This window comes from Aeromonas sp. OTU364, assembly GCF_038440395.1.
Lineage (GTDB): Bacteria > Pseudomonadota > Gammaproteobacteria > Enterobacterales > Aeromonadaceae > Aeromonas.
Map to the genome: position 1 here is coordinate 348,337 of NZ_JASATR010000001.1, position 14,025 is coordinate 362,361.

At 59.8% G+C, this 14,025-nt stretch carries 11 protein-coding genes; 6 read left to right on the top strand and 5 right to left on the bottom strand.

All coding sequences use genetic code 11. The features are described from left to right. Window positions 1-290 precede the first annotated feature (290 nt). Together speA and AAHB08_RS01685 are read left to right on the top strand one after the other, a co-directional pair. Entirely contained in the window at window positions 291-2,192 is a 1,902-nt protein-coding gene (speA, locus tag AAHB08_RS01680; protein ID WP_139439311.1) for a biosynthetic arginine decarboxylase, read from the top strand. A 265-nt stretch (window positions 2,193-2,457) separates the two neighbouring features. After that, entirely contained in the window at window positions 2,458-2,646 is a 189-nt protein-coding gene (locus AAHB08_RS01685) for a hypothetical protein (protein ID WP_139439312.1), read from the top strand. A 45-nt stretch (window positions 2,647-2,691) separates the two neighbouring features. Here AAHB08_RS01685 and AAHB08_RS01690 read toward each other — a convergent pair whose 3' ends face one another. Both AAHB08_RS01690 and AAHB08_RS01695 read right to left on the bottom strand, forming a co-directional pair. Then, complete coding sequence (locus tag AAHB08_RS01690) at window positions 2,692-2,979, bottom strand: hypothetical protein (protein ID WP_139439313.1); 288 nt, start codon at window positions 2,977-2,979, stop codon at window positions 2,692-2,694. Window positions 2,980-3,142: 163 nt separating this feature from the next. Continuing rightward, window positions 3,143-5,227, bottom strand: coding sequence for a putative bifunctional diguanylate cyclase/phosphodiesterase (locus AAHB08_RS01695; RefSeq protein WP_342057907.1), 2,085 nt, complete (start codon window positions 5,225-5,227; stop codon window positions 3,143-3,145). A gap of 484 nt (window positions 5,228-5,711) precedes the next feature. Here AAHB08_RS01695 and AAHB08_RS01700 point away from each other — a divergent pair, with 484 nt between their 5' ends. Further along, window positions 5,712-6,299 carry a histidine phosphatase family protein gene (locus AAHB08_RS01700; RefSeq protein ID WP_342057908.1) on the top strand — a complete coding sequence of 196 codons (588 nt, stop codon included), beginning with the start codon at window positions 5,712-5,714 and terminating at the stop codon, window positions 6,297-6,299. Window positions 6,300-6,347: 48 nt separating this feature from the next. Here AAHB08_RS01700 and AAHB08_RS01705 read toward each other — a convergent pair whose 3' ends face one another. After that, on the bottom strand, window positions 6,348-9,491 hold the full coding sequence (locus AAHB08_RS01705) for a DUF3427 domain-containing protein (RefSeq protein ID WP_342058048.1): 3,144 nt from the start codon (window positions 9,489-9,491) through the stop codon (window positions 6,348-6,350). Between the two features lie 154 nt (window positions 9,492-9,645). Between AAHB08_RS01705 and AAHB08_RS01710 the strand changes: the two genes are divergently transcribed. Together AAHB08_RS01710 and AAHB08_RS01715 are read left to right on the top strand one after the other, a co-directional pair. After that, window positions 9,646-10,113, top strand: a complete 468-nt coding sequence (locus tag AAHB08_RS01710; RefSeq protein WP_265435676.1) for a hypothetical protein — start codon at window positions 9,646-9,648, stop codon at window positions 10,111-10,113. A gap of 115 nt (window positions 10,114-10,228) precedes the next feature. Next, a complete protein-coding gene (locus AAHB08_RS01715; RefSeq protein WP_342057909.1) occupies window positions 10,229-10,597 on the top strand; it encodes a VOC family protein in 369 nt (122 codons plus the stop codon). 14 nt (window positions 10,598-10,611) lie between these two features. On the opposite strand, the gene AAHB08_RS01720 is transcribed toward AAHB08_RS01715, so the two are convergent. Continuing rightward, window positions 10,612-10,827 (bottom strand): DUF3955 domain-containing protein, encoded by a 216-nt coding sequence (locus tag AAHB08_RS01720; RefSeq protein ID WP_342057910.1) that lies wholly within the window; start codon window positions 10,825-10,827, stop codon window positions 10,612-10,614. 182 nt (window positions 10,828-11,009) lie between these two features. Further along, the gene (gene gdhA, locus AAHB08_RS01725) at window positions 11,010-12,368 is read right to left on the bottom strand and encodes an NADP-specific glutamate dehydrogenase (RefSeq protein ID WP_342057911.1); all 1,359 of its coding nucleotides are present in this window, start codon (window positions 12,366-12,368) and stop codon (window positions 11,010-11,012) included. 627 nt (window positions 12,369-12,995) lie between these two features. Here gdhA and rluF point away from each other — a divergent pair. After that, window positions 12,996-14,009, top strand: coding sequence for a 23S rRNA pseudouridine(2604) synthase RluF (gene rluF / locus AAHB08_RS01730; protein WP_342057912.1), 1,014 nt, complete (start codon window positions 12,996-12,998; stop codon window positions 14,007-14,009). Window positions 14,010-14,025 lie beyond the last annotated feature (16 nt).

The window sequence follows — 14,025 nt, forward strand, 5'->3', positions numbered from 1 at the left end:
CCATTACAGTGGCACCGCATACCGTTGAGCTTGATGTAAAGCCACCAGCCCCACATCAAGACTCGTTACTTCCCAAGATCCACCAGGCAGCCTTGGCTTGCCGCGATGTGCAACAGAGGATCTGGCTGCGACAAGGCCCAGGGTCAGGCAACAACGCCTGCCGCCGCCGGCCGTGACGCACCGGGTGCCCGCAGGCAGCCTTTGCGCGCCGCTTGTTGCAATCGATGGTCTGGATGTGATTGAGGGTAACGAAGGCGGCCTTCTGGCCGCTCATTTGCGAGGCATAGCCCATGACTAACTGGTCCAGCAAGGACTCCTTGAAGGTCTACAACGTTCCCTACTGGGGTGCGGGTTTTTTCAATATCAATGACGCCGGTCATGTGACCGTCTCCCCCGACAAGTCTCGTCCCGGGGCGCATATCGTGCTGTCCGAGGCCATCGAACAGCTGCGCCAGTCCGGACTGACTACCCCGGTATTGCTGCGTTTCCCCGACATCCTCAAGAGCCGGGTCGATGCGCTGTTCAACGCCTTCGGTCAGGCCATCGAGAAGTCAGGCTATGAAGGGGACTACCTGTGCGTTTACCCGATCAAGGTAAACCAGCAGCGTCGCGTCATCGAGACCATCAGTCAGTCCTACAGCGACAAGCCGCGGCTTGGGCTGGAGGCCGGCTCCAAACCGGAGCTGCTGGCCGTGCTGTCCCATCATCATGAGCAAGGGTCCGTCATCGTCTGCAACGGTTACAAGGACCGCGAATACATCCGCCACGCCCTCCTGGGCAACCTGATGGGCCACAAGGTCTACATAGTGGTGGAGAAACCCTCCGAGCTGGAAATGGTGCTGGACGAGTCAGTTCGCCTCAACATCAAGCCCAACATCGGGGTGCGCGCCAAGCTCGCCTCCACCGGCTCCGGCATGTGGGAATCGAGCGGTGGCTCCATGTCCAAGTTCGGTCTCTCCGCCTCCCAGATCCTGGCGCTGGTGGAGCGTCTGCGCAGCCTCGGCAAGCTGGACTGCCTGCAGTTGCTGCACTTCCACCTGGGCTCCCAGATAGCGAACATCCGCGACATCCAGGGCGGCATCCGCGAGTGCGGCCGCTTCTATGCCGAACTGCGTCGCCTCGGCGTGCCCATCGACGTGGTCGATGTGGGCGGCGGCCTGGGTGTGGACTATGAGGGCACCCGCTCCCAGAGCCACTGCTCTGCGAACTACAGCCTGTCCGAGTACGCCAACAACGTGGTGTGGGGCATAGGCGATGTGTGCCGCGAGTTCGACCTGCCGCACCCGACCATCATCAGCGAGTCCGGCCGTGCCCTGACCGCCCACCACGCCGTGCTGGTCACCAATCTGATTGGTGCCGAAGGGGTGGAAGTGAACGACATCCATGCGCCGGATGAAGACGCCCCGACCATTCTGCAGAACATGTGGAAAGGCTGGCTGGACCTGCGCGGCGAAGATCCCTCCCTGCTGGAGATCTTCCACGACTCTGTGGCGGATCTGGGGGATGTGAACGCCCAGTTCACCATGGGGCTCTTGAATCTCGAGCAGCGCGCCTGGGCCGAGATGCTGCACCAGAACACCTGCCTGGCGCTCAAGGAGCTGCTCAACCCGGTCAACCGCAACCACCGCGCCCTGGCCGACGAGCTCTCCGAGAAGCTGGCAGACAAGTGCTTCGCGAACTTCTCCCTGTTCCAGTCCCTGCCCGATGCCTGGGGCATAGGTCAGGTGTTCCCCGTGATGCCGCTCACCGGCCTCGAGCGTCCGCTCACCCGCCGCGGTATCCTGATGGACATCACCTGTGACTCCGACGGCCAGGTGGAGCACTACGTCGACGGTCTGGGTGTCGAGAGCACACTGCCGATGCCGGAGTATGGCGAGAACGAAGAGTGCCACGTCGGCTTCTTCCTGGTGGGGGCCTATCAGGAGATCCTGGGGGATCTGCACAACCTGTTCGGTGACACCCACTGCGCGGAAGTGTGGCTGGACGAGGAAGGCAAGATGGACATCCGCAACGTGGTGCGCGGCGACACCGTCGACCAGCTGTTGCGTTACGTCAACATCGACCCCTCAGTGATCCGCGAGAACTACCAGCGGATCGTCTCCCACCCGGCGCTGGACGACGCGACCCGCAAGGCCCTGCTCGACGAGCTGGAGCTGGGTCTGCAAGGCTACGCCTACCTGGAAGACGAATAAGCCACCGGCTGGTTCGCCCCGTCGGTCAAAGACGGGAATAAAAAACGGCGCCTTCGGGCGCCGTTTTTGTTGCGCCATTCGCACGGCGGGGAGCAGAGGGGGGCTGCTTCCTCCTGGCAGGAGACATCTGGGACTGTTCAGACCCGGGATCCGGCCACTATCCACCTCTGCCCCTCATCTCCCTTGATCCAGGTCAAAGGGGACTCGGGCCGGTTATTTTACGGTCAGGAGTGATGTTGTCGGGATGTAACATAAGGATGTGCGTATGGAACTCAAAAAGGATCCGAGATGCTATACCGACGTCTGTATCGACGGTAAGTGGTATCACTACGATCACTGCAGCACCCAGGTCTACATGCTGATGGGGGGCGCCGCGCCCAGCCTGCAACTGGCCTGTGAGCCCGGCAGCGAAGAGGAGCTGATCGCCATGCTCCAGCAACTGACCCGCTGCTGACTATCTGTCGGCCATCTGGCGCCTTGCCCCGATGGCCCGCTTTGCTCAGCCCGCCTTGCGGCCAATGATCTGTTTGCCCATCTCCAGCATCGCCGTCGCCGCGGCATAGCTCTCGTCTGACTTGCCTATCTCGTCCGCCACATAGAGAAAGTCTGACTTGTACTTCTCCACCGCCTCGCGGGGCGTGGCCGCGTCAATGAAATCCTCTTCCACCTCGAACCCTTGCGCCAGCAGCGCTTCCTTCTCGATGAGGAAGGTGGGGGAGGCCATGTCGACATAGGTGTATTGCTGACGACGGGAGGCGGGGACGCTGAAGAACTGGTATCTGGCCATCGGGTGTTGCTCCTCTGAACGGGTGGTCTGCTATGGGGAACACTCGACGCGCCCGACAAGAAAAGGAGCATTCGAGTCTTGTGGCAGACTACCTTGCGCCGTGAAGGAGCGCAATCGGGCAGATGATTGCCCCGATCATACGGGCGCACGCCTCACCCATTCGTCAGGCGAGCACACCCTCCAGCGCGAGCCGGGGGGCATCGGGGGCACAGCGGGCCAGCAACTGCTCCCCCGCCATGGGGCGCCCCAGCAGATAGCCCTGCAGGGTGTCGCAGCCGAGCTGGGTCAGCAGGGTGCGCTGCTCCGAGGTCTCTACCCCTTCGGCCACGATGCGCATTCCCAGGGCCTGACCCAGGGCGATGATGGCGCCGATGATGGTGGCATCGTCGCCTCCCTGCTCCAGGGTGGCGACGAAGCCCTTGTCTATCTTGAGCTCGTTGGCGGGGAAGCGCTTGAGGTAGAGCAGGCTGGAGTAGCCGGTGCCGAAGTCATCGATGGAGATGCCGAGCCCGAGCTCTGCCAGGTGATTGAGGATGGCCAGGCTCTCCTCGGCGTTCTGCATGGCGGTGGATTCGGTGATCTCCAGGGTGAGGTGGCGCGCCTCGAGCCGGTGGCGGCGCAGGGCGGCCTCCACTTCCTCCAGCAAGCCGGGGCTGGCCAGCTGTATGGTGGAGAGATTGACCGCCACACTCCAGTCGTGATGACCCGCCTCCCGCCAGCGGCTCATCTGACGGCAGGCCTCGTCGAGCACCCAGTTGCCGATGGGGATGATGAGCCGGGTCTTCTCCGCCAGGGGCAGGAAGCTCGCCGGGGAGATGGCGCCATGGTGCGGGTGCTGCCAGCGCAGCAGCGCCTCGGCACCGACAACTTCGCCGCTGTGGACGCTGTACTTGGGCTGATAGTGCAGGGCGAGCTGCCCCCGCTCCAGGGCATGGCGCAGCTCCTTTTGCAGCAAGAACTGCTGGTGGGCGTTGGCATTCATGGCGCTGTCGAAGTAGTAGTAGTCGTTGCGCCCCCGCTCCTTGGCGTAGTACATGGCGGCATCGGCGTTGAGGGTCAGCTCGTGCAGGCTGGTGCCATCCTGGGGATAGACGGCGATGCCGATGCTGGCAGTGATGTGCAGGCTGTGATGCTCCCAGGGATAGGGCTGGGCCAGGGTGGCCAGCAGCCGCTCGACAAAGGCCGTGGTCTGGGTGATATCTCCCGGCGCCAGGGCCAGCACGAACTCGTCGCCGCCAAAGCGCGAGGCGGTGTCGCTGGTGCCGAGCAGCCCGGTGATCCTTGTCGCCACCTCGGCCAGCAGCAGATCCCCGGTGTGGTGACCGTGGGCATCGTTGATGATCTTGAAGCCGTCGAGATCGAGAAACAACAGGGAGAAGCTGCGCTGATTGTGCTGGCACTCCTGGATGCGCTGCTCCAGCCGGTCGGCAAACAGCAGCCGGTTCGGCAGCCGGGTCAGGCTGTCATGGAGCGCCAGCTTGAGCAGCTCGTCGTGGGCCAGGTGCAAGGAGGTGGAGAGGCGGGCGGCGTGGGCATCCAGCATGGAGAGGACCAGGGCGATGGCGAACACCGCCAGGGTCACCAGGATGATGACGGTCGCCAGCCACTGGGTATTGAGGCCGGTGTAGAGGGCACCGCACAGGCTCCCCTCGGGGAACTGGGCGGCGGCCATGCCGGTGTAGTGCATGCCGATGATGGCTCCCCCCATGACCAGGGAGGCGAGGGCCTTGCTGAAGAAGGCGCGCGGCGAGCTGTTGCGCAGGCGAAACGCAATCCAGAGGGCGGCGCCGGAGGCGAGCACGGCGATGAGGATGGAGAGGACGAAGAGGCCGCTGTGGTAGTGAATGCCGGGCTCTATCTTCATGGCTGCCATGCCGATGTAGTGCATGGTGGCGATGCCGGCCCCCATCAGCAGGGCGCCCCCCGCGACGTGGCGCCAGGGTAGCTCGGGGCGGCTCACCAGCCAGAGTGCGAAGGCCGAGGAGCCGATGGCCGCCACCAGGGAGAGGCCGGTGAGGGTCAGGTCGTATCCCAGCGCTATGGGCAGGTTGAAGGCGAGCATGCCGATGAAGTGCATCGACCAGATGCCCAGCCCCATGGCGAAGGCGCCCCCCGCGAGCCAGAGGGCGGCGGCCCGTCCCTGACTCTGGCTCACCCGGCTCGTCATATTCAGCGCCGTGTAGGAGGCGAGCACCGCCACCAGGATGGAGAAAAACACCAGATCCTGGCTGTAATAACTGTCGAGCATGGGGTGGGTCGCGGTCACTTGATTCACTCTGGGATGGATAACGGCCTGAGCCATGGCCGGGCTGGAGAGAAAAATCGGGCTGGGGATTGTACACCAGAGGTGTCCCAAACCGGCCAGCGATACGCACCAAAATGGGCCTAGGATCAGAGTAAAAACACTGAATTTACCCCTTGATGGCAATGCCCTCCCACGCCCTATCCAAAGGAGGGTTCCAAATTTTCCCGCTTGAAAATCAGGGGTATGGAAAATCTGGGAATAGATAGTTCAGGTCCTGACCTGCCATTGAAATACTGCTCGGGGAGAGTCCTGGAGGCGCTTTGGGTGTGGTGCTTGTTGCCGTAAAGTTGCGTTCACCATGGCCATTGGGATGTGATGTCATAGTGCCACATAGGTATCTGGCTTCGTCTGCACCTTGGTTGACCCAACACATCTGCTATCATGCGTCTCCCGCTTTCGTTATCTCGTTGAACCTGCAGGAGAAACCATGTCTCGAACCCTCTATTTGCTGCGCCACGGCCAGACCCGCTATAACGCCGAGCTGAGGCTGCAGGGACGTTGCAACTCCGAACTGACCGCCAGAGGCGAAGCCCAGGCCCTCGCCATGGGTGCCCGCCTGGCAGATCTCCTGGATGAGCCCGCGAGCTGGACCCTTTATGCCAGCCCCCTCGGTCGTGCCCGTCAGACGGCGGAGCGGGTATGCCAGCAGCTTGGATTGGATAAGGAACGCATCGTCTGGGACGAACGGCTGGTGGAGCTGGGCATGGGTGAGTGGGAGAGCCGCCGGGTTCCCGAGCTGTTGGCGGCCCATCCCGAGCTCGATCTGGAAGAGCCGGATTGGTATCTGCAGGCCCCGAATGGAGAGAGCTTCCAGAGCATTCAGCGCCGAGCCCAGGCATGGCTGCAGGACGAAGGCATTGCCAAGCAGGCCATCGTCGTCTCTCACGGTCTGTTCGGTGCCATGCTGCGCGGTGCCTATGCGGATCTGGACTACACCACCACCTGGTTGCAGGAGCTGCCGCAGGATGCCTTCTTCAAACTCAGTGGCGGCCGCATAGAGCGGATTGCCTGTTAACGACACGAAGACGGCCCGCCCTTGGCGGGCCCTGTTGTGATTGGTCGTTTAGCCAACAGCCAATTTGGCCGCTTCTTTCCACATAAAGGGCGGCATCGGGGTAGTGAGACGCCACTTAATGTTCATCGGTTGGCTTCCGCTATGAGAGACGTATTCCACCTCACCAAAATTTACAAAGCCAAGAGTGCGGCCAAATTCATCTTTGCTCTGCTCACGGACGAACAAAAACAAGCGCTTACCTTCTGCTCTGTGGTTTATGTAACTCAGACCCTTACCCCGCTCGGGGCGAGCGCTGTTTTGGCTCTGCCAATGAAACAGCGACTCGTTGATGGCGTAGTCGTGATAACGGGTGGTGGGGGAGAAGTGCTGCTCCGTTTTGTTCAGGGTCACGAACAGCAACTCGATATTTCGCTCTGCGATGACATAGACCCCTTCGCGAGCCGTGGGTTGCTGCGCGAAGGTGGTCGCGCCGAAGCCAACCAGCACCTGCTCTCTAGCATAACGGGCATGCAGTTGCAGTGGATTACCGGGAAGGTCGGGCATGGCTCGTTGTTCATGGTGCACCCGGTTGATCAGCATGGGCAATAGATCTGCCAGCTCGGCTCTCAATTCTGGTTGATTGAGTTGTTTCAGGCTGTGCGCCAAGGAGCTAAAGCCTGTTGTGGGGCCGCTCTGTTGCCAGAAGTCGTAATGGCACATCAAGGCCATACGTTCATCGTGCTCGGCCGTTAAGGTAAAGGCGTCTGTCACCAAGGTTTGAAGGAAGTTCAAGTAATGGAGCGCATCGCAGCCCAATAGCCGGGTTCTGATGGCCCGGGTATAGAGGGTCGACAGCTTCTCATCGCTCATTTCAGAAACGCTATGGTTGCGGGCCTGTTTGACCAAGGCGCTCCAATTGCCGCGCCTGTAGATCTCTTCAAGGTTGATATGAGGGTAAAACTGCAAAAAATTCGCCAGCGTCAGCGGTAAATCACTGTCCTGTGAGAAACGGCGGATCAGGCCCATGAGTCGCGAGGTATTGAGAGTCGCCTTCTTGATATTGCTCAGAATTAACTCTTGTGTCTGTTTTGAGAGCTCGATGCGGCAACCCAAAGGCGCGTGAGGGAAGCCCTGTTTGATTTCGTGGCTGATCGCCTTATTGGTTTTACCCACCAGTGCCCGAAATTTCTGGGCAAAGTCATATTCCTCATGGGCATTGCCAACAAAGTCCAACACGGTGCAGCACTCTTTATCGCTCGCCAGCCGCAGGCCCCGCCCTAATTGTTGCAAGAAGATGGTGAGGCTTTCCGTCGGTCGTAAAAACAGCAAGGTATCGACCTCCGGGATATCGACACCTTCGTTGAAGATGTCCACTACACAGAGAATGTTGATAACCCCGGTGCGCAAATCTTGTTGTTTGCTATGCCGCTCGTCTCGGTTATCGCTGGTGAGGATGTCAGCCTTGATGCCCTTCAGTAAAAATGCCTTGCACATAAAATCGGCATGTTCACGGCTCACACAAAATGCTAGCGCTTTGATCTTGGTAATATCGGTGACGATCTCATAGAGGCTCTGGACTATCTTCTGTACCCGCTGTTGATTGTGGGTATAGATATTGGTGAGCTCACTAATGTCATAACGGCCATTTTTCCAAGCAACTTGGCGCAAGTCAGTATCATCATCGATGCCAAAATATTGAAATGGACAGAGATGGCGACGATTTATGGCCTCTGGCAAGCGGATCTCTGCTGCGATGACACCACAAAAATCAGCGAGAATATCACCGTCATCATGGCGCTCTGGCGTTGCGGTTAATCCCAGCAGAATGTGAGGTTCAAAGGCGGCGAGCAGACCACGATAACTGGCCGCCGCAATATGGTGAACCTCATCGATAACGATGTAATCGAAATAGTCTGGGCTAAGACGCAAATTAGCCAGCTGGTTATTCAAGGATTGCACCGAGGAAAATAGCTGACGGTAGTGAGCTGGCACTGCGCCGCCGACCAAGAGTTCGCCAAAATTGGATTGTTTGAGCACTCCGCGGTAAGAGGCCAATGCTTGGCGCAAGATCTCCTCTTTGTGGGCGACAAACAGGAACTTTGCGTCGGGTTTGGTTTTCAGAAAACGCGCAAAATCAAAGGCAGAGATCAGGGTTTTCCCTGTACCGGTGGCCGCAACCACCAAGTTACGGAAGCGCTGGTGTAAAGTGCGCTCCATCGCCAATTGCTCAAGGATCTCCTGTTGATGGGGAAACGGCGTGATATCAAAGAAATAGGCAGCGCTATTTTTGTCACCATCGCCACGGGCCTCTTGCAGCGCATGCTGCAATTTTGTACGGCTTTCGAGCTTGCCATCAAACAGCTCAAAATCATCGGATTCCCAATAGGTATCAAAGGTGCTCAGGGATTTCTCGATAATATGAGGGATCTCTTGCGAGGTGATTTTTAGGTTCCATTCCAAGCCGCTGGTGAGGGCGGAATGAGAGAGGTTGGATGAACCTATATAGCCGGTATGAAAGCCGGTATTTCGGCAAAATAAATAACTCTTGGCATGCAACCGCTCGCGCTGGGTGTTATAGCTGAGTTTGACTTCGGTATTGGGGAGGCTGGCTAAAAATTCAACTGCCTTGGCGTCGGTTGCCCCCATATAAGAGGTAGTAATTACTTTTAATTGGCGGCCGCTGCGAGTGAACTCTTCCAACTCATGACGGAAAATACGGATACCTGCCCATTTGATAAATGAGACCAGCCAGCAGATGCTATCTGCAGATAATATCTCCCGTTTAATCTCCGACTCCATCGACAAACCCGCATTACTGCCGCAGAACAGCTCACTTTGCGTTAGACCGGTCAGAGGGAAAATATCCTCGGCATATTGCTTTAAATTGGCGGAGATGGGGTTATCCAACTGGTAGAGCGCCGTCAGAATTTTTCCCTGACTATCGATGAGGTTCTCGCCAATAAAGTCTGGGTCTTGGGTGCGATCCTTTAGCCAAAGCAATAACTGGTTAGCCAGCTCAATCTGTCGTTGCAGCTGATCTTCTCCAGTTACCGAACCCACCGCATATTCCAAAACCCGGCTCAGAAATCGCGATAACCAGACTGCCGCTTCGGCAGGTTCAAGTTGGCGTTCCCCTACGTAAAAGCGCTCACGGTCGAGTCGAGATGTCAGTAGTTGAGTAATGAGTTGTTCATAAATACCGCATTGTTGCATCGCACACTGGCCTTGAACGTTGTACATGAGGGTGGCGAGAAGAGTATCATTTTTTCCAACCAAATCAGTAAGCTGTTGTCGCCTGTTACTCGTTTGAAAATCGCCCTGGTTTTCGGTAATAGAGCCCGGCAGTGACAACCACAAGGAGGTGGTGATGGATCCGATCTCTTATCTTTTTTCGGCTTATCTCAATCTGGTGCAGCAGCAGGTGACGGATATCTATGGCACTGAGGTCAAGGCGCTGGTGGTGCAGTATGAAGGGGAGCAGATTCCCTTCTCATTTCAGCTCTGGCAGATCAAACAGAACAGCGTCTGCCGTCCCTATGAGCAGGATGTGCGGCGCTTCAGTCAGTGTACGGTCAAGGCGCAGGCGCTGTTTGGCAAGTTGTGCGATGAGTTATCGCGCCAGGATGACAGTAGCTGGCAGCTTCCCAAGTACCGCACCATGTACTGCTCGGCCGCCATCGGCTATCGCCCCATGATTGCGGAGATCGCCGATGCCAAGCAGAGCCCGGCGAAGCTCGCGGAGCGGGCCTGCAATCAGGCCATTCTGGCGGCCATGGAGAGCGAGGACGAAGCCCTGCTTGCCCAGCGCGACAAGGCCTGTGCCGCCGTGCGATAAGACGTATTCCCCTGATAAAAGAAATGCTTAGGGATAATGGATGTGCGCCAAGGCACAGTCTTTGCCAAGGGGGCTGGCTATGATGGGGGGCTAATCACCACCACAGGGAGGAAGCATGATCAGCCATATCGACCATCTGGTATTGACGGTCAGCGACATCGAGCGGGCGGTGGGATTCTACAGCCGCGCCTTCAAGATGGAGCCCATCACCTTCGGGGCGGGGCGTCGGGCCCTGCGCTTTGGCAACCAGAAGATCAATCTGCAGTTGTTGGGGGAGGAGCCGCGTAACCGGGCTCAGGTGGGCTCGGGGGATCTCTGCCTCATCACCCGCTGGCCCCTGGATCAGGTGATGGCCCAGCTCCCGAGCCAGGGGGTCGAGATAGTGGAGGGGCCGGTGATGAAGAGCGGTGCCTGCGGCCCCATCGAATCGGTTTATTGCCTGGATCCGGATCGGAATCTCATCGAGATCAGCCGCTATCGCTGAGTGCCTCTGACGCATCAGAGGCGGTTTTCTTCCCCTTTGGCGAGGACCCTGCGCAGCAGAGGGCGCAAGCTGAGCACCATGCCGCTGAAGAGCAGCAGATAGCCCAGGGGCAGAAGGGCGAAGGGCTCGTGCAGGAATCCCTCTGCATCCACTGTGGTGCCTGCGAGGTTGAAAGCCACAAAGCAGCCGAGCCCGGCCAGGATCAGGAGGGCGCCTAGGGTCGTTGTCATCTCGTTGTCCTCGTTCGCGCATGAAAGAGGCGTGAGGGTGTCATGGCTGGGTGAAGTGGGCGTGAAGTGGCGCCGACATCACAGGCGATCGCCCCTGATGAAAGCCACCTCGACGCATCTAGCACAACAGGGCAGCCATGGGCTGCCCTGTTGCTTTGGGTGATGTCTCGGGAGTGGCGTGACTAGCAGACCCCTTGCGCCAGCATGGCGTCGGCCACCTTGACGAAGCCGGCGATATTGGCGCCGCTTTCGTAGTTCACATGGCCGTCATCCTGGCCCTGATCCACCTGGCCGTAGCGCACGCAGGTGGCGTGGATGCTGGTCATGATCCCCTTGAGGCGGGCGTCCACCTCCTCCCGGGTCCAGGAGAGGCGCTGGGCATTCTGGCTCATCTCGAGGCCCGAGGTGGCGACCCCACCGGCGTTGGCGGCCTTGCCCGGGGCGAACAACACCTTGGCGTCGTGGAAGAGGCGGATGGCGGCGGCGCTGGAGGGCATGTTGGCCCCCTCGGCCACCAGCTGCACGCCGTTCGCGATCAGGGCAGCGGCATCCGATGCATCCAGCTCGTTCTGGGTGGCGCAGGGGAGGGCGACGTCGGTCGCCAGATGCCAGGGGGTACGACCGGTGAAGAACTCCAGCCCCAGCTCATGGGCGTAATCCGCCACCCGCTTGCGCTGCTCGTTCTTGAGCGCCATCAGGCGGGCCAGCTTCTCTGGGGTGAAGCCGTCCGGATCATAGACGGTGCCGCCGGAGTCGGAGGCGGTGATGACCCGGGCGCCGAGCGCCATCGCCTTCTCGATGGCGTACTGGGCCACGTTGCCCGAGCCCGACACCGAGACCCGCATGCCATCGAGGGACTGGCCACGGTGGGTCAGCATGGCCTCCACAAAGTAGAGCAGGCCGTAGCCTGTGGCTTCCGGGCGGATCAGGCTGCCGCCAAAGGAGAGTCCCTTGCCGGTGAAGACGCACTCGGCGCTGTTGGTGAGCTTCTTCATCATGCCCGCCATGTAGCTCACCTCGCGCCCGCCCACCCCGATGTCGCCGGCCGGCACGTCTGTGTTGGCCCCGAGGTGGCGATAGAGCTCCAGCATCAGCGCCTGGCAGAAGCGCATCACCTCCCCCTCGCTCTTGCCCTTGGGATCGAAATCGCTGCCCCCCTTGCCACCGCCCATGGGCAGGGTGGTGAGGGCGTTCTTGAAGGTCTGCTCGAAGGCGAGGAATTTCAGCACCGAGAGATCCACCGAGGGGTGGAAGCGCATGCCCCCCTTGAAGGGACCTATGGCGCTGTTGTGCTGGATGCGGTAGCCACGGTTCACCTGTACCTGACCCTGGTCATCCACCCAGCTCACCCGAAACTGCACGAGGCGCTCCGGCTCCACCAGCCGCTCCAGCAGGCCGTGTTGCAGGTAGCGGGGGTGACGCGCCACATAGGGCCAGATGGAGGCGACGACCTCGCTCACCGCCTGGATGAACTCGGGTTGATGGGGGTTGCGGCTGGCCACCTGGGCCAGGAATGCCTCCTGAGAGAGGGAATGACTCATCTGTAACTCCTGTAATAAAGGGAAATTGGCCTCTTGCCAGAGAAGGGTCGGCGCCGCACCCCGCTTTATATTCGACGTTGAAAGTGAATACGGATAAAAATTTGTTTCGTGGCGGTAATTGCCGACAATGATGGCGATGACGCCGCTGCATGGCCGATACCAGGGTGATAATTCGCGCCGACGAAAATCTTTTTATGCATTTTTGGTAAATAAATAGCAAGTTTTAGTTCGTCCCTCTCGAGGGGTATCCTTCGAGGCTCTCTGCGGTTGCAGGCTTGCCGCTCCAGGTGGGGCCGGGGCAGGGGAGAGGAGGGCCAGAGCAGGGGCAAGGGAGGGGGGGAATGGGCAAGGGGAGCCTTATCTGCGGGGCCGCATCCGCCGGGCGGCGCCCCTCTTCGGGGCAGATGGCAGGATCCGGTGCACGGGGCGGGGCAAGGGATGGCGCAATATGCTACTGTAGCGGCGTTTTTTTGAAGAAAGGGCGGGCTTGCCCTTTTGAAGAGACTGATTGCAGGCGCTTTTTGTAGATTCTTTTTTGTTGATGGAACTGTATGCAGACCAACCCGACCATGACCTGGCTGACTGAGCCGACACTTCTTTTGAACTCCACTATCTGGCAGGTGACCCATGCTGGCCGATGAATCCATGCGCCTGAACAAATACATCAGCGAGAGCGGCATCTGCTCCCGTCGCGAGGCCGATCGCTTCATCGAGCAGGGCCATGTCTACATCAACGGCAAGCGGGCCGGGATCGGCGATCAGGTGTTTGCCGGGGATCTGGTCAAGGTCAACGGTCAGGTGATAGAGGCGCGGGAGGCGGACAGCCTGGTCTTCATCGTGCTGAACAAGCCGGTGGGCATCGTCTCCACCACGGAGGCGGGGGAGAAGGACAACATAGTCGACTTCGTCAACCACAGCACCCGCATCTTCCCCATAGGCCGCCTCGACAAGGACTCCCAGGGGCTCATCTTCCTCACCAACCACGGGGATCTGGTGAACAAGATACTGCGGGCGGGCAACGATCACGAGAAAGAGTATCTGGTGACCGTGGACAAGCCGGTGACCGATGACTTTATCCGGGGCATGGGGGCCGGGGTGCCCATCCTCGGCGCCGTCACCAAGAAGTGCAAGGTGAAGAAAGAGGCGCCCTTCGTGTTTCGCATCACCCTGGTGCAGGGGCTCAATCGCCAGATCCGCCGCATGTGCGAGCACTTCGGCTTCGAGGTGACCAAGCTCGAGCGCATCCGCATCATGAACGTCAGCCTCAAGGGGCTGCCGGTGGGGGAGTGGCGCGATCTCACCGACGACGAGCTGATCGAGCTGTTCAAGCTCATTGAAGACTCTTCCTCCGAGGTGAAACCGGCCAAGGGGGAGAAACCCAAGACCCCGGCGGCGCAAACCGCCAAACCAGCCCAGGGCAAGAAGCCGCGCCGGGACGACGACCACGAGATTGGCGGGCGCCCCAATGTGCCGGGCCCGGAGGCCTTCGAGAAGAAGAGCCCCGCAGGCAAGGGCGGCGCGGGCAAGGGAGCCGCTGCTAAAGGCGCCGCTGGCAAGGGGGCCCCTGCCAAGGGGGGCAAGCCTGCCACTGCGGGCAAACCGCGCACCAACCAGGGTGGACGGCAGAAGAAGGGACGCTAAGGCGCCCCGTCACTCG

What these genes read in the sequence shown, in the direction of transcription:
- AAHB08_RS01685 (WP_139439312.1), top strand. Translation starts at nt 2,458, where the DNA reads ATGGAACTCAAAAAGGATCCGAGATGCTATACCGACGTCTGTATCGAC.
- speA (WP_139439311.1), top strand. Translation starts at nt 291, where the DNA reads ATGACTAACTGGTCCAGCAAGGACTCCTTGAAGGTCTACAACGTTCCC.
- AAHB08_RS01720 (WP_342057910.1), bottom strand. Translation starts at nt 10,827, where the DNA reads ATGACAACGACCCTAGGCGCCCTCCTGATCCTGGCCGGGCTCGGCTGC.
- gdhA (WP_342057911.1), bottom strand. Translation starts at nt 12,368, where the DNA reads ATGAGTCATTCCCTCTCTCAGGAGGCATTCCTGGCCCAGGTGGCCAGC.
- AAHB08_RS01705 (WP_342058048.1), bottom strand. Translation starts at nt 9,491, where the DNA reads ATGCAACAATGCGGTATTTATGAACAACTCATTACTCAACTACTGACA.
- AAHB08_RS01695 (WP_342057907.1), bottom strand. Translation starts at nt 5,227, where the DNA reads ATGCTCGACAGTTATTACAGCCAGGATCTGGTGTTTTTCTCCATCCTG.
- AAHB08_RS01715 (WP_342057909.1), top strand. Translation starts at nt 10,229, where the DNA reads ATGATCAGCCATATCGACCATCTGGTATTGACGGTCAGCGACATCGAG.
- rluF (WP_342057912.1), top strand. Translation starts at nt 12,996, where the DNA reads ATGCTGGCCGATGAATCCATGCGCCTGAACAAATACATCAGCGAGAGC.
- AAHB08_RS01710 (WP_265435676.1), top strand. Translation starts at nt 9,646, where the DNA reads ATGGATCCGATCTCTTATCTTTTTTCGGCTTATCTCAATCTGGTGCAG.
- AAHB08_RS01690 (WP_139439313.1), bottom strand. Translation starts at nt 2,979, where the DNA reads ATGGCCAGATACCAGTTCTTCAGCGTCCCCGCCTCCCGTCGTCAGCAA.
- AAHB08_RS01700 (WP_342057908.1), top strand. Translation starts at nt 5,712, where the DNA reads ATGTCTCGAACCCTCTATTTGCTGCGCCACGGCCAGACCCGCTATAAC.